The organism is Variovorax sp. Soil_C_33, from assembly GCF_057656935.1.
Window position 1 is genome coordinate 201,927 of the sequence record NZ_JBDGJK010000009.1, and the last position, 14,635, is coordinate 216,561.

Below are 14,635 nucleotides of genomic sequence, written 5' to 3' on the forward strand. Positions count from 1 at the left end.
TTCTTCTCTCTCTTCTTCATGGACTCCCAACCTCCGCTCGATCTCCTGGGCCCTGCCGACGAAGGCGACAACGCCCTCACGCTGGCCGACTACGCACAGACCGCCTACCTCGAATACGCGCTCAGCGTGGTCAAGGGCCGCGCGCTGCCCGACGTCAGCGACGGCCAGAAGCCGGTACAGCGGCGCATTCTTTATTCGATGTCGCGCATGGGCCTGGGCTTCGGCGGCGCCAACGGCACCGTGGGCGCCAAGCCGGTCAAGAGCGCGCGCGTGGTCGGCGACGTGCTGGGCCGCTTCCATCCGCACAGCGACCAGGCGGCCTACGACGCGCTGGTGCGCATGGCGCAGGATTTCTCGCAGCGCTATCCGCTGGTCGACGGCCAGGGCAACTTCGGCAGCCGCGACGGCGACGGCGCCGCGGCCATGCGCTATACCGAGGCGCGGCTGGCGCGCATCACCAGCCTCTTGCTCGACGAGATCGACGAAGGCACGGTCGACTTCATTCCCAACTACGACGGCTCGACCGAAGAGCCGCGCCTGCTGCCGGCGCGGCTGCCTTTCACGCTGCTCAACGGCGCGAGCGGCATCGCGGTCGGCCTGGCCACCGAGATCCCGAGCCACAACCTGCGCGAGATCGCAGACGCCTGCGTGGCGCTGATCAAGTCGAACGGCAAGCTCAGCGAAGAAGAGCTGTTCGCGCTGGTGCCCGGCCCCGACTATCCGGGCGGCGCGCAGATCATCAGCGGCCCGGCCGACATCGCCGAGGCCTATCGCACCGGCCGCGGCTCGCTCAAGGTGCGCGCGCGCTGGAAGATCGAAGACCTCGCGCGCGGCCAGTGGCAGCTGGTGGTCAACGAGCTGCCGCCGGGCGTCAGCACGCAGAAGGTGCTGGAAGAAATCGAGGAGCTCACCAACCCCAAGATCCGGGCCGGCAAGAAGGCCCTCTCGGCCGAGCAGACGCAGCTGAAGGCGGCCGTGCTCTCGGTGCTCGACGTGGTGCGCGACGAATCGAGCAAGGACGCGGCCGTGCGCCTGGTGTTCGAGCCCAAGACCTCGCGCATCAGCCAGGAGGAGTTCATCACCACGCTGCTGGCGCAGACCTCGCTCGAAAGCTCTTCGCCGATCAATCTCACGATGGTCGGCATCGACGGCAAGCCGACGCAGAAGTCGCTGCGCCAGATGCTCAACGAGTGGATCGCCTTCCGCGAGATCACGGTCGAGAAGCGCTCGCGCCATCGCCTGGGCAAGGTGCAGGACCGCATCCACATCCTCGAGGGCCGGCAGCTGGTGCTGCTCAACATCGACGAGGTGATCGCGATCATCCGCGCGGCCGAGGACCCGAAGGCGGCGCTGATCGCGCGTTTCGAGCTGAGCGAGCGGCAGGCCGAGGACATTCTCGAGATCCGCCTGCGCCAGCTGGCGCGGCTGGAGGCCATCAAGATCGAGCAGGAGTTGAAGGGCCTGCGCGAGGAACAGAAGAAGCTCGAGGACATCCTCGCCAGCCCGGCAGCGCTGCGCCGCCTGCTGGTGAAGGAGATCGAGCAGGATGCGAGGAGCTTCGAAGACCCGCGCCGCACGCTGATCCAGGCCGAGAAGCGCGCCGTCGCCGAAGTGCGCGTGGTCGACGAGCCGGTGACGGTGATCGTCTCGCAGAAGGGCTGGGTCCGCACGCAGAAGGGCTGGGCCAGCGAGCGCGCCGCGGGTGCGGCCGCGCCCGAATACAGTTTCAAGTCCGGCGATGCGCTCTACGGTGCGTTCGAGTGCCGCTCGGTCGACACGCTGCTGGTCTTCGGCACCGCCAAGGACAAGACCGTGCGTGTCTACACCGTGCCCGTGGCTTCGCTGCCCGGCGGGCGCGGCGACGGCCAGCCGGTCACGACGCTGATCGATCTCGACAGCGGCACGCACGTGGCGCACTACTTCGCCGGACCGCCCGGAGCGGCGCTGCTGCTCGCCAACACGGGCGGCTACGGATTCATCGCCTCGGTCGAGAACATGATGTCGCGCCAGCGCGGCGGCAAGGCCTTCGTCGACGTGGGCGAGGGCGAGCAGCTCTGCAGGCCTTCGCTGGTCGGCGGCGCGAGCGGCGCCGAGCCGATGCCGCCGGCGACCCACGTGGCCTGCGCCTCGACGGGCGGGCGCATCCTGACCTTCGAGATCCTCGAGATGAAGGCGCTGCCCAAGGGCGGCCGCGGGCTCATGCTGATCGACCTCGACGCCAAGGACACGCTCGCCGGCGCCGCGGCCTACACGCGCAGCGTGAAGATCGAAGGCATCGGCCGCGGCGGCAAGGAGCGCGAGGAGACGCTGGAGATCCGCACGCTCAACAACGCGCGTGCCAGCCGCGCGCGCAAGGGCAAGGCGGCCGATCTCGGCTTCAAGCCGGCCAGCATCGTGCGCGTGCTCTGAAGACCGGAGACACGCATGGATTTCGGACCGGTCGGCATCTTCGTTCTCGTCGTCACCAGCGCCTGCAGCTTCCTGTTCGCGCGCTGGCTCGGCAAGCGCCGGCGCGATGCGCGCCGGGAGCGCGAACGGCGCGCGGCGGAGGCTGGGCAGAGCCGGCAGGTGCGGCGCGCGCGAGAGCGGCGGCAGCAGCGCTGAAGCCGGCCGCTACTTCAATCCTTCCCACCAGCGCACATTCGCGCGCGGCCTTCCCACCGTCAGCACCTCGCCGATCTCCGGCGTTGCGAGCTCGATCTTCTTCGCCTGAGAGAGGTTGGCAATGCGGTCCAGCGGATCGCGCCAAGTGTGGAAGGCCAGGTCGAAGGTGCTGTTGTGCACCACGTAGAGCATCTTGCCCCGCAGATCTTCGAAGGCCTGCACGCTCTGTTCGGGCGTCATGTGCACCGAGGGCCAGTAGCTGTCGTAGGCGCCGTTTTCCATCAAGGCCAGGTCAAAGCCGCCGAAGCGCTCGCCGATCTGCCTGAAGCCCTGGAAGTAGCCCGAGTCGCCGCTGTAGAAGATGCGCTCACCGCCGCTCTGGATGACCCAGGAGACCCACAGCGTCTTGTTGCGGTCGTTCAGCGTGCGGCCCGAGAAATGCTGCGCCGGCGTCGCCGTGAGGCCGATGCCGTCGTGCTCCGCCGCCTGCCACCAGTCGAACTCGGCCACGCGCTCGGCCGGCACGCCCATCTCGAGCACGCGGGCCCGCACGCCCAGGGGCACGAAATAGCGCTGCACGCGCTGCGCCAGGTACTCGATGGTCGCCACGTCGAGGTGGTCGTAGTGGTCGTGCGAGAGGATCAGACCTTCGATCGGCGGCAGTTGCTCGAGCGTGAGCGGCGGCTGGTGGAAGCGCTTCGGTCCGATCCACTGGAAGGGCGAACTGCGTTCGCTGAACACCGGGTCGATCAGCCAGTACTTGCCGCGCAGCTTGAGCAGGTGGGAGGAGTGGCCGAGGCGGATCACATGGTTGCCCTGCGGATCCAGGGCATCGAGCTGCGCAGTGCTGAGGCTGCGCACGGGAATCGGGTCCACCGGCACGGTGCCGTTCTTGCTGGCCGTGAGGAAGCGCGACCAGATCTTCCAGGAGCCCTGGGAGGGCAGGGCTTGCGGATTCGGCATGTTCTCGAAGACGCAGCCCTTGAACTGCGGCGAGGCGCCGTACGGGCTCTCGCAGGCGCTGGTGCTGCTGGCGCAGCCGGCGATCAGGCCGAAGGCGGCGGTCAGGAAGAGGCTTTTGACGATGAGGTCGGCGGTCATCGCGCGAGCTTAACTAGGGCCTATTCGCACATCAATCACCCCCGCGCCGGGGCGGCAAGGGGTGCAGGGCTAGGCGCGGGCCGCAGCCCAGGCTGGCCGCCTGGGCAAGGACCGCAACGACGCCATGCGCCTCTTGCCGCCCCGGCCCTTCGGGTGAGGCCCCACAGAGGGCCCACTCGTCGTTGCCAATGCTCACTGGGTGTGCAACCCAGTTCCGCTTGGCGCCTAGATTGGGCCCTCTGTGGGGCCTCACGCGGGGGTGATTGATGTGCGAATAGGCCCTCGACCTGCATCCGGCATAGACCGTTTGCGGCATTGATACCCCTCGCCAAGCGTGAAATATTCCACGCGGAACGACGAGGAGCCGCATGGACGACACCATCCAAGAGCTGGTGGCAACGCGCCGCAAGGCGCTGGCGGGCGTCGACGACGGCCGCAGGCCCTGGGGCCTCGCGCTGTCGGGCGGCGGCATCCGCAGCGCCACCTTCTGCCTCGGTCTGATGAAGGCGCTGGCCGCGCGCCGGCAACTGCTCAAGTTCGACCTGATCTCGACCGTCTCGGGCGGCGGCTACATCGGTGCCACCTTCGGCCGGCTCTGCACCGAAGCGAAATCGGTCGAAGAGGTGCGCGACATCGAGCGCGCGATGGGCGATGTCGACCGCGCGCGCTTCGGCTGGTGGCTGCGCAGCAACGGCCGCTACCTCATCCCGGGCGGGCTGCGCGACACGCTGTTCGCCAGCGCGCTCTATCTGCGCAACCTGCTGGGCACGCACATCGAGATCGCGATTGCCGCCGGGCTGATCGGCATGGTGCTGGCCGCCATCAACCTGCTGCTGTGGGACGCGGTGTTCCGCGCCGTGGACCTCAACAGCCTGCCCTCGGAGGCGCAGGCCGGCGTGACCGATCTCGCAAGCGTGCAGTCGGTGCGCCTGCTGGTGCAATGGTCGACGCAGTGGCCCACGCTGTGGTTCACGCTGGTCGGGCCCTTCATTGCGTCTGTGATGCTGGCCTGCGCCTACTGGTCGGTGCGCGACAAGCCGTCCACCTCGTCGATGCTGCTGCAGGTGGCGATGTGGTGCGCGCTCGGCGCCGGCGCATGCTGGATCGGGCCGCGCCTGGTGCGGCACTACAGCGGGCCGCTCTGGCTGGCGCCCGCCTTCGTGGCCTTCGCGCTGTGCTGGGTCGTTGCGCTGCTCTGGGTGCTGTGGCGCGGCAGCAAGCGCACGCCGGCGCAGCTGCGCAACGAGCTGACGGAGGCGCTCGCCGCGGTGATCAACACGGCCTTGCTGATCGTGATGCTGGGCCTGCTCGACCGCAGCGCCTGGTGGCTCGCGGCCGAAACGCAGCGCGAGCGCGCTTCCTACGGCGCGGCGCTGCTGATCGTGGCCGCGGCGCTGCGCGGCGTGCTGCCGATGCTGCTGTCGCAGAAACGCCAGGCGCCCGGCATCGGCAAGACGCTGATGCTGACGCTCGCCAGCCTGTTCGGCCTGCTGCTGGCCTTCTGCCTGGCGGCGTGGTGGGTCGGCGTGGTCTATTCGGTGGCGCTGCTGCCGGTGTTCACGCCCGAGGGGCTGGACTTCTCGCGCGGCTGGGTCTGGCTCGGCACCATCGCCGTCATCGTCGGCAGCTATGCGCTGGTCACCGGGCGCAACTTCGGCTTTCTCAACGTCTCCTCGCTGCACATGTTCTACAAGGCGCGCATCGTGCGCGGCTACCTCGGCGCCGCCAACGCCAAGCGCCTGGGCGCCAGCCCGACGGACGCGGTCTCGGGCCTCGAGCCGCCGCGGGTGCCGGTCGGCGAGGTCGACGCGCGCGACGACATTTCGCAGCTGCGCTATGCGCCGCATCTGCATGGCGGGCCGGTGCATCTGGCCAACGTCTGCATCAACCAGACGCACGACCCCAAGCAGCGCCTGTTCAACCGCGACCGCAAGAGCCAGCCGCTCACGATCGGCCCGCTGGGCTGGATGCAGGCCGGCGGCGCCAACTGGGCGCAGGCGCACGGCGACGGCGCGCTCACGCTCGGCGCATGGACTGCGATCTCGGGCGCGGCCTTCGCGCCCGGCCTCGGCCGGCTCACCAAGCGCGGCATCGCGGCGCTGTCGGTGTTCGCGGGCCTCAGGCTCGGCTACTGGTGGAACAGCGCCGAGGCCGGCATCGTGCAGCGCGGCGCCGCCGTGCATGCCAGCCCGCTCCTGATGAAGACGCGCTTCATGCTGCTCGAATGCTTCGGCGCCTTTCCCGGCAGCAGCTCGGCCAACTGGTACCTGAGCGACGGCGGCCATTTCGAGAACACCGGCGCCTACGCGCTGCTGCGCCAGCAGGCCTCGCTGATCGTGATTGCCGACTGCGGCGCCGATCCCGAGTACCGCTTTTGCGATCTCGAGGTGCTGATCCGCCGCGCCCGCATCGACCTCAACGCCGAGATCACCTTCATGAAGCCGCGGCCCGGCGCCGACTGGGTGCACCTGGGCGCCTTCGGTTCGCTCAACGATCTCGCCTCGCCGCACAGCCAGGCCTGCCTGGCGCTGGCGCAGGTGCGCTATGCGAGCGGCGCGACGGGGCAGATCGTGCTGGTCAAGCCCAATGTCTCGGCGGCGCTCCCGGTCGACCTGGTGAATTTCAAGGCCTCCAATCCGCTCTTTCCGCAGCAGCCGACCACCGACCAGTTCTTCGACGAGGCCCAATGGGAAAGCTACTTCCGGCTCGGCGCCGAGATCGGTTCGCGCCTTGAAGGCGAGATGCTCGACCAGGTGGCGATGGGCGCGCCCGGGCTCTTCGTTCCCGACGACGGGCAGGTGCAACCGGCCGCGCGTGCGGTCGAAGCCGATGCCGACGACAAGGACGGCGCCGCCGCGACCACGGTTGGCGCAATGAGCCGGCTGCAGGCCCGCGTGATGAGGGCCGGCGCGATGACGGCTTCGGTCGGGCTCGGCACTGCCGCCACCTTCGGCGTCGCGGCCTGGCAAGGCATCGACAGCTGGCGCGTGCAGCGCGCCGAGACGCAGAAGGCCGAGAACAGCGCGTTCAAGGACCTCACCGAGCTCTGGGCCCGCCTGCGCGCCGGCACCCCGACGAGCAGCGAAGCGCCGGCGCTGCTGGCCGCCGAGCTGCTGCGCACCGGCGACCTGCTGTGCCGCGACGGCAGTGAGAACTTCATGGCGAAGTTCCGGCTCTCGGTGCGCATCGTCGACGATGCCAAGCAGGCCTGCACCAATGAAGCATCCGAACAGCGCACGCCGGCCTGCGCGCGCTTGCTTGACCCGGGCAACGGCATCGATTGCCTGCAGCCGGCGCAGGCGCCGGCCTGCGCGCCGCGCTACTGGGCGCGCGACTACTCCGGGCAGACGGGTTCCAAGCAGAACTGCAGTGGCACCTTGCCCGAGCCTTGGCCGGTGGTGGTGTGGCTGCGCGATCGGATCGCCGGGCCGCCCGACGTGCAGATCGCCGCCGCGCCACCGCCGGCCGCGCAGGGCGCGCAGCCGCCTTACATGCCGCGGCCCGCCCAGAACGGCGAAGCGCCGGCGAACGGCACGCCTGCCGCGCCCGCCGCAGTCGCGGCGCCGCCGCCCGGCGTGTGCAACGACACCGTGGTCTATATCCAGACCTACGGTTCCTCGCTGCGCGACAAGGCCCGCTCGTGGCGCGGACCCTGGCGCGCGCTCGGCGCTTCGGTGCCGCCGATCGAGGACGTGCTCAGCACCTCGCGCCGCGCCGGACGCTCGCCGCCCACCGGGCATCCCGAGCCCAGCGTGATCATCCGCGACGAAACGGCGCGCGCCTGCGCGCAGGCCCTGGTCCAGACTGCCGCCTCGCCGACCGGCCAGCCCTGGGTCATCAAGCTGCTGCCGCGCTCGATCAAGGCGGCGCCCGGCGCGATCGAGGTGTGGCTGCCGCGGAGCAAGGACGCGTCCGCGGGCTGATCGATCCCGTCGCGAGCGCAGAAGGAGTCGAACCCATGGCCACATCCGGCAAGCCCGTCCGATGCATTCGCCCCGAGCAGCTCGGCTTCGACGAACACAGCGTCAGTCCCTCGGATTTCGGCTGGCACATGCTGGCCGAAGGCGACTCGTGGTTCTCCTTCGGCTCGCTCTTCGGCAACAACCTGCTGAATCGGCTGGCCCTCGGGCGCAGCACGCTGGTGACCAGCACTGCGCGTCCGAGCGATACGCTGGCCCGCATGGTCGACTGGTGGCGCGACCCGGCCTTCGCCACCTTGATCGACGGCGGTCCGCAGGGCCTGCGGGCCTGGGAGTTCGATGCCATCCTGCTGAGCGGCGGCGGCAACGACCTGATCGATGCGGTCAGCGCCAAGCGGGTCGACCAGCAGCTGCTGCGCAAGCTGCCGCCGGGCAGCGATCCGGCTTCGCCCGCGGACTGCATTCATCCCGAGGCATGGCTGATGTTCGAGCGCTACCTGCGCGAGAACTTCGGCATGGTGTCGCGCCTGGCCGCGAACAGTGCGCTCAACAGCGCCACGCCGATCTTCGTTCACACCTACGAGTACCCGACGCCGCGCAACGCGGCGGCAGCGCCGGGCAGGGGCCCCTGGCTGCTGCCGGCGCTGGTGGCGCACGGCATTCCGCCATCGATGCATCTGGCGCTCGCGAAGCACCTGATCGACCGGCTGGCCGGCGTCGTGCGCACGCTGGCCCTCGCCAACGTGCATGTGATCGACACGCTGGGCACCACGCTGACGCCCGCCGATGCGGACAGCGAGGGCGACAGCAACGATTGGCTGAACGAGATCCACCCCAATTCGAAGGGCTACGGCAAGCTGGCTGCCGTATGGCGCGATGCGATCGAAGCGGTGATCGCGCCCGTCACCTAGGCGCGCACGCGCGGGCGATGCGCAGCGCGTGGCGCGCGATCGTCGCTTCCTCGTCGGTCGCGATGACCCAGGCGCTCACCGTCGAGCCGAGCGCGGAGATCACGCGGTCGCCGCGCTCTTCGCACTGGGCGAGGGCGTCCGCGTCGTCGAACGCGATGCCGAGCCAGCCCAGTTCGGCCAGCACGGCCGCACGCACGCGTGCCGAATGCTCTCCGATGCCGCCGGTGAAGACGAAGGCGTCGAGGCCGCCGAGCGATGCTGCGAGCGCGCCGGCCTCGCGGCGGACGCGGGCGCAGAAGTACGCGATGGCCTCGTCCGCGCGCGGATCGCCGGAGGCCTCCAGCTCGCGCATGTCGTGCGAGATCCCCGACAGGCCCTTGAGCCCCGACTCCTTGTAGAGCAGATCGGAGAGCCGCGCCGCGTCGTAGCCCTCCGTGTCGAGCAGGTACAGCAGCACGCCCGGATCGATCGCCCCGCAGCGCGTTCCCATGGGCAGCCCGTCGAGCGCGCTGTAGCCCATCGTCGTGTCGATCGAGCGGCCGGCGCGCAAGGCGCACATCGATGCGCCGTTGCCGAGGTGGGCGACGATCACGCGCCCCGCCGCTTCGCGCGGCGACAGCTCGGCAAGGCGCTGCGCGATGTACTCGTACGAGAGGCCGTGGAAGCCGTAGCGCCGGATGCCTGCGTCGTAGTGGCTGCGCGGCAGCGCGTAGGCTTCGCGCAGAAAATCATGGCCGCTGTGGAAGGCGGTGTCGAAGCAGGCCACCTGCGGCACGTCGGGGAACGCGCTGCGCGCGGCCTCGATGCCGGCGATGTTGTTCGGCAGGTGCAGCGGGGCGAGCGGCACCAGGGCGCGCAGCTGCGCGAGCACCGCGTCGTCGACCGCGGTCGATGCGCTGAAGCGCATCGCGCCGTGAACGACGCGGTGGCCGATCGCGGCCAGCCGCAGCTGCGGAAATGCGGCGCCCATCAACGCCAGGATCGCGTGGAATGCGTCGCGGTGCCCGCGAAGCGCGCCGGCCAGCAGGTGGCCGTCGTGCAGGATGCGTCCGTCCGCGGCCTGCGCCTCGAAGTGCGCGTCGGCGCCGAGCCCGTCGACCTGGCCCGTGGCGGCCCGCTGCGCAACCCCGCCTGCGTCGACCGAGAACAGCGCGAACTTGACCGACGAGGAGCCGGCGTTGAAGGTGATGACGTGGTCGGACACGACGCCCCTCAGTCAGAGCCCGGTCGCCAGACCCGCATCAGCACTGCCAGCTTGGTGCGCAAGGTATGGCGCTCGTCCGAGAGCGCATCCAGAAAGTCCGAGAGCCGCTTCGACTTGACCATGGTGTAGACCGTGAGGCAGGTGGTCAGCACGCCCACCACGGCGAACCACACCAGCTTGCGCGCGAGCGGCGCCTCGGCCTCGGCCAGCAGGTTCATGCCGAGGAAGCCGGTGGTGATGGTGCCGATCAGGCCGAACAGCGTGACCACCGTGAGCCGCACCACGGTGTTGGCCTGGCGGCGCAGGCTGTCGGCGTCGAGGTACGTGTTCATGTCGGCGATGCGCACCTTGACCTCCTCGTAGAGCGGATCGAGCCCGAGGTGCGTGGTGCACAGGTGCGACAGCGCGCGCACTTGCGCCTGCTCGGAGATCTCGTGGAACCAGTAGCGGTGCGTGAAGCGAAGAAAGCCCTCGAAGCTCCTGCGGATCGCGCGCTTGAAACGCTTGACGCTGGCCACGTCGTGTATGTCGAGCATACGCAGCGCCTCGACCAGGCGATCGGAGAACATCTGCAACGCGGCCTTCTGGAAATGCGCGATCAGGAACAGCAGGAAGTGCTGGTGGCGGAACTGAGCCAGCACGCCGCGGTCGCGGCAGCAGAAGAACTCGGAGCGCGCGTCGCCGACCACGATGAGCGCGCGGCCGTTGCACATGTAGCGCGTGTTGGGCGCGGCGCCGGCATCGACCCAGAAGCGGTCGTAGCAATACTTCTGCTCGAAGTCGGCCACGTGTGCTTCGGCGTAGGGCAGCGGCCCGGCGCCGCCGACCGCCGGCTCGGCCGCGCCCGTGACCAGGGCCAGGCGGACGAAGTCGTTGCGCGTGAGACGGCGCGGGTCGTCGAGCGAGAGGTACGCCATCACCGGCATGCGGTAGTACTCGAGCTGGCGGAAGCGCAGCTCGCCCGGCTGCTCCGAATGGTCGCTCACCAGCGGCTGCATCAGCCAGGCCCAGTGCGCGGCAATGCGCGGCGCGCGGTGCTCGGCGACGTGCGAGAGAAAGGCCTCGCGGTTCTGCACGTCCGAACTCGAAAGCACGCTGCCGTCGCGGCCCAGCCATTCGACACTGTGCATGCAATGCAGTGCGGCGCCCTGGGCATCCCAGCCGCCTGGATAGGCGCGACCGAAGCGGTAGAGGATCTCCTGCGCCAGCGGCAGGCTCAGGTCGTCGGTGCCGACTTCCATGTTCAGCAGCACCACGTCGACGTCGTAGAAGAAATAGAGGTCGACGTGCACGACCTGCAGCACGACGGGCGCATCGCCAGGGCGGGGCACCACGCGCACGGCGGCGATGTCGCGCCGGCGGAAGATGCGCATCGGCGAGTCGCCGCCGTCGGGGCCTCCAGGCTGGCGCCGTGCGCGGCCTTCGCCGTAGAGGAAGCGCTGCACATACGGCAGGAAGCTCACGAACTCGTTGTAGTGGCGCTCGTGGAAGCGCTCGCTGTCGCCCGTGTACTCGTCGATCTGCTCGCGCCAGGGAGAGGCATCGCCGAGCTCGCGCAGCACGTCCCAGGGGCTGCGCTGCGCGTGGCGCGGCTGCGTCGTCGGCATCAGCCGCAGGGGCCACAACAGGGCCTGGCGCAGATGGCGCACGGTGGGCGCGGCGACCGCACTTTCGCCTTGTGGCGCGGCGTGCGGCAGAGTGGGGGTCAGCATCGTGCGAGTGTAGGCAGAAGGCCGACTAGGGGAAATCCCGGATGTGGGCATGAAACCGGTTTCATACACTTCGTTCCCTCGCACCGACGTCTTGTCCCCAGCGCGGGATGCACCATCGCGCGACCAGGTCGCGCATATCCGAGCATTGCGAACATGACAAACCCTGCCTTCGATGTCGCGCTCTTCGGCGAGGCCATGCTCTTGCTGGTGGCCGACCAGCCCGGCCCGATCGAGAACGCCACCGCCTTCCACAAGCGAACGGCCGGTGCCGAAACCAATGTGGCGATCGGCCTCGCGCGTTTGGGCTTCAAGGTCGGCTGGGCCAGCCGGCTCGGCACCGATACGATGGGCCGCGCGCTGCTCGCCGCCATGCAGGGCGAAGGCATCGATTGCTCGCACGTGATCAGCGACCCGACGCAGCGCACCGGCATCCAGTTCAAGGGCCGCGTGACCGACGGCAGCGACCCGCCGGTGGAATACCACCGCAAGGGCTCGGCCGCGAGCCACATGAGCCCGGCCGATGTCGACGAGGCTTGGCTGCGCTCGGCACGGCATCTGCATGCGACCGGCGTGTTCGCGGCCATCTCCAACACCAGCCTGCAGGCCGCGATCAAGAGCATGGAGGTGATGCGCGCGGCCGGCCGCACGATCTCCTTCGACCCGAACCTGCGGCCCACGCTGTGGGCGTCGACCGATGTGATGCGGCGCTCGATCAACGACCTCGCGGCCCGCGCCGACTGGGTGCTGCCCGGCATGGAAGAAGGCTTTCTGCTCACCGGCGAAAGCACGCCCGAAGGCGTGGCGCATTTCTACCGGCAGCGCGGCGCGAAGCTGGTGGTGGTCAAGCTCGGCGCCGAGGGCGCCTACTATGACGGCGATGCGGCCGGCACCGGGCGCGTCGACGGCTTTCCGGTGGCGCAGGTGATCGATACCGTGGGCGCTGGCGACGGCTTCGCAGTCGGCGTGATCAGCGCGCTGCTGGAGGGCAGGACGGTGCCCGAGGCGGTGCGGCGCGCCGCCTGGATCGGCGCCCGTGCCGTGCAGGTGCTGGGCGACACCGAAGGCCTGCCGACGCGGGCGCAATTGAACGAAGCGAGGTTGTGATGCGCAAGAAGATCCTGGTCTTTCGCGAACTGCCCGACGACCAGCTCGCCCGTCTGCAGGCGGTGCACGAGGTCACGGTCGCCAACCCGCGCATCGCCGCCGAGCGCGAGGCCTTCGAGGCCGCGCTGCCGCTGGCCCGGGGCCTGATCGGTTCGAGCTACCCGGTGGACGACGCGCTGCTCGAGCGCGCGCCCAGGCTCGAAGTGATCTCCAGCGTCTCGGTCGGGGTCGACAACTACGCGCTGGCCGCCCTGCATGCGCACGGCATCATGCTGTGCCACACGCCCGGCGTGCTCGACGAGACGGTGGCCGACACCGTGTTCGCGCTCCTGATGGCGACCAGCCGCCGCGTGGTGGAGCTCGCCAACCTTGTGCGCGAAGGCCGCTGGGCCGGGAACATCGGCGAGGACCTGTTCGGCTTCGATGTGCACGGCAAGACGCTGGGCCTGCTGGGCTTCGGCCGCATCGGCCAGGCCATCGCGCGCCGTGCCGCCCTGGGCTTCGGCATGCCGGTGCTCTATCACGCGAGGCGCCCGGTCGATCTGGCCGTGCAGTCGCCCGAGCTGGTGGCACGCGCGATGCACACGCCGCTCGATGAACTGCTGGCACGCGCCGACTTCGTGGTCGCGATGCTGCCGCTGTCCGACAGCACGCGCGGCATGGTCGACGAGCGCATGTTCGGCCTCATGAAGCCGGGCGCCATCTTCATCAACGGCGGCCGCGGCGCCACCGTGCAGGAACACGCGCTGCTCGCCGCGCTCGACCAGGGCACATTGCGGGCCGCCGGCCTCGACGTGTTCGGGACCGAGCCTCTGCCCATGGATTCGCCGTTGCGCACGCATCCGCGCGTGACGCCGCTGCCGCACATCGGCTCGGCCACGCACGAGACGCGGCATGCGATGGCCGAGCTGGCCACCACCAACCTGCTGCAGGCGCTGGCGGGCGAGCGGCCGGCGGCGGTCTACGACACGGCCTTTGCTTGAACGCGCGATCGCCCATGCAGCGCCCGGCCAAAGCAACGATTGCGGACGTCGCCAAGACGGCGGGCGTCTCCAAGGCCACCGTCTCGCGCTTTCTCAACCACCGCGAACGGCTGCTGAGCCCCGACATCGCGGCGCGCGTCGAGGCCGCGGTCGCGCAGCTGGCCTACACGCCGAGCCCGATGGCGCAGGCGCTGAGCCACGGCCGCTCGCGCCTGATCGGCCTCATCGTGGCCGACATCACGAACCCCTACTCGGTGGCGGTGCTGCGCGGCGCCGAGAAGGCCTGCCAGGACGCCGGCTACCTGGTGATGCTGTTCAATCTCGGCAACGACATCGGCCGCGAACGCGAAGCCATCGATGCGCTCGCCGGCTACCAGGTGGACGGCTTCATCCTCAACACGCTGGGACACGGCGCAGGGCTGGTCGATGCCGACGCGCTGCACGGCAAGCCCGCGGTGCTGGTGGACCGCCGCCATGACGGCATGCACGCCGACTTCGTGTCGCTGGACAACCCGGCGGCGATGCAGGCCGCCTGCGGCCATCTGGTCGAGGGCGGATACAGCGAGCTGCTCTACATCACCGAGCCGCAAAAGGGCGTGAGCTCGCGGCGCGAACGCGCCGCCGCCTTCGGCGACTGCATCGCGGCCCACGAACCGCGCGTCGCGGGGGAAGTGTTCGAGAGCACCGGCGACGACGGCGAAGCGCTCGACGCCGCGCTGCGCGCCCTGCACAAGCGCGCCAAGCGCGGGCGGCGCGCCGCCGTGCTGGCCGGTAACGCGGTCGTGACCTTGCGCGTGGCCTCGGCGATGGCGCGCCTGGGCTGGCGCTTCGGCGAGGAGCTCGGTTTCGTGGGCTTCGACGATCCGGAATGGGCGCCCTTGATCGGGCCGGGCCTCAGCGCCATCGCGCAGCCCACCGATGCGATCGGGCGCGCTGCGGCGACCTGTTTGATCGAACGCCTGCGGGGTCTCGAAGGCCCGCCGCGGCAACTGCTGCTGCCGGGCGAGCTGGTGGTGCGGGGGTCGTCGGGCCCGGCCTGACGATTCGATCGTCCGGGGCGTCGTTCCACCGGAAACGCGTGTGTTCGCGTCGCATT

10 protein-coding genes are annotated in these 14,635 nt (G+C 69.8%); 7 read left to right on the forward strand and 3 right to left on the reverse strand.

Annotation, left to right across the window (positions count from 1 at the left end; all coding sequences use genetic code 11):
* Positions 1 to 18: 18 nt before the first annotated feature.
* Together parC and AC3A6B_RS16160 are read left to right on the forward strand one after the other, a co-directional pair.
* A complete protein-coding gene (parC, locus tag AC3A6B_RS16155) occupies positions 19 to 2,409 on the forward strand; it encodes a DNA topoisomerase IV subunit A (RefSeq protein ID WP_487837691.1) in 2,391 nt (796 codons plus the stop codon).
* 15 nt (positions 2,410 to 2,424) lie between these two features.
* Positions 2,425 to 2,604 carry a hypothetical protein gene (locus AC3A6B_RS16160; RefSeq protein ID WP_487837692.1) on the forward strand — a complete coding sequence of 60 codons (180 nt, stop codon included), beginning with the start codon at positions 2,425 to 2,427 and terminating at the stop codon, positions 2,602 to 2,604.
* A gap of 9 nt (positions 2,605 to 2,613) precedes the next feature.
* Here AC3A6B_RS16160 and AC3A6B_RS16165 read toward each other — a convergent pair whose 3' ends face one another.
* Entirely contained in the window at positions 2,614 to 3,705 is a 1,092-nt protein-coding gene (locus tag AC3A6B_RS16165; protein ID WP_487837693.1) for an MBL fold metallo-hydrolase, read from the reverse strand.
* A gap of 368 nt (positions 3,706 to 4,073) precedes the next feature.
* Between AC3A6B_RS16165 and AC3A6B_RS16170 the strand changes: the two genes are divergently transcribed.
* Both AC3A6B_RS16170 and AC3A6B_RS16175 read left to right on the forward strand, forming a co-directional pair.
* Positions 4,074 to 7,628, forward strand: coding sequence for a patatin-like phospholipase family protein (locus AC3A6B_RS16170; RefSeq protein ID WP_487837694.1), 3,555 nt, complete (start codon positions 4,074 to 4,076; stop codon positions 7,626 to 7,628).
* Positions 7,629 to 7,663: 35 nt separating this feature from the next.
* A complete protein-coding gene (locus AC3A6B_RS16175; RefSeq protein ID WP_487837695.1) occupies positions 7,664 to 8,536 on the forward strand; it encodes a GDSL-type esterase/lipase family protein in 873 nt (290 codons plus the stop codon).
* Here AC3A6B_RS16175 and AC3A6B_RS16180 read toward each other — a convergent pair.
* Both AC3A6B_RS16180 and AC3A6B_RS16185 read right to left on the reverse strand, forming a co-directional pair.
* A complete protein-coding gene (locus AC3A6B_RS16180; protein WP_487837696.1) occupies positions 8,529 to 9,740 on the reverse strand; it encodes an acetate/propionate family kinase in 1,212 nt (403 codons plus the stop codon). The genes AC3A6B_RS16175 and AC3A6B_RS16180 overlap by 8 nt on opposite strands.
* An 8-nt stretch (positions 9,741 to 9,748) precedes the next feature.
* Positions 9,749 to 11,452 (reverse strand): hypothetical protein, encoded by a 1,704-nt coding sequence (locus tag AC3A6B_RS16185; RefSeq protein ID WP_487837697.1) that lies wholly within the window; start codon positions 11,450 to 11,452, stop codon positions 9,749 to 9,751.
* Between the two features lie 153 nt (positions 11,453 to 11,605).
* Here AC3A6B_RS16185 and AC3A6B_RS16190 point away from each other — a divergent pair, with 153 nt between their 5' ends.
* The 3 genes from AC3A6B_RS16190 to AC3A6B_RS16200 are packed head-to-tail and all read left to right on the forward strand — an operon-like array spanning position 11,606 to position 14,579.
* On the forward strand, positions 11,606 to 12,556 hold the full coding sequence (locus AC3A6B_RS16190) for a sugar kinase (protein WP_487837698.1): 951 nt from the start codon (positions 11,606 to 11,608) through the stop codon (positions 12,554 to 12,556).
* On the forward strand, positions 12,556 to 13,539 hold the full coding sequence (locus tag AC3A6B_RS16195) for a 2-hydroxyacid dehydrogenase (protein ID WP_487837699.1): 984 nt from the start codon (positions 12,556 to 12,558) through the stop codon (positions 13,537 to 13,539). Before AC3A6B_RS16190 ends, AC3A6B_RS16195 begins: the two co-directional genes overlap by 1 nt.
* Before the next feature lie 14 nt (positions 13,540 to 13,553).
* Positions 13,554 to 14,579, forward strand: a complete 1,026-nt coding sequence (locus AC3A6B_RS16200) for a LacI family DNA-binding transcriptional regulator (RefSeq protein ID WP_487837700.1) — start codon at positions 13,554 to 13,556, stop codon at positions 14,577 to 14,579.
* Positions 14,580 to 14,635: the final 56 nt, after the last annotated feature.

What these genes read in the sequence shown, in the direction of transcription:
- AC3A6B_RS16165 (WP_487837693.1), bottom strand. Translation starts at nt 3,705, where the DNA reads ATGACCGCCGACCTCATCGTCAAAAGCCTCTTCCTGACCGCCGCCTTC.
- AC3A6B_RS16185 (WP_487837697.1), bottom strand. Translation starts at nt 11,452, where the DNA reads ATGCTGACCCCCACTCTGCCGCACGCCGCGCCACAAGGCGAAAGTGCG.
- AC3A6B_RS16190 (WP_487837698.1), top strand. Translation starts at nt 11,606, where the DNA reads ATGACAAACCCTGCCTTCGATGTCGCGCTCTTCGGCGAGGCCATGCTC.
- AC3A6B_RS16200 (WP_487837700.1), top strand. Translation starts at nt 13,554, where the DNA reads ATGCAGCGCCCGGCCAAAGCAACGATTGCGGACGTCGCCAAGACGGCG.
- AC3A6B_RS16195 (WP_487837699.1), top strand. Translation starts at nt 12,556, where the DNA reads ATGCGCAAGAAGATCCTGGTCTTTCGCGAACTGCCCGACGACCAGCTC.
- parC (WP_487837691.1), top strand. Translation starts at nt 19, where the DNA reads ATGGACTCCCAACCTCCGCTCGATCTCCTGGGCCCTGCCGACGAAGGC.
- AC3A6B_RS16175 (WP_487837695.1), top strand. Translation starts at nt 7,664, where the DNA reads ATGGCCACATCCGGCAAGCCCGTCCGATGCATTCGCCCCGAGCAGCTC.
- AC3A6B_RS16170 (WP_487837694.1), top strand. Translation starts at nt 4,074, where the DNA reads ATGGACGACACCATCCAAGAGCTGGTGGCAACGCGCCGCAAGGCGCTG.
- AC3A6B_RS16160 (WP_487837692.1), top strand. Translation starts at nt 2,425, where the DNA reads ATGGATTTCGGACCGGTCGGCATCTTCGTTCTCGTCGTCACCAGCGCC.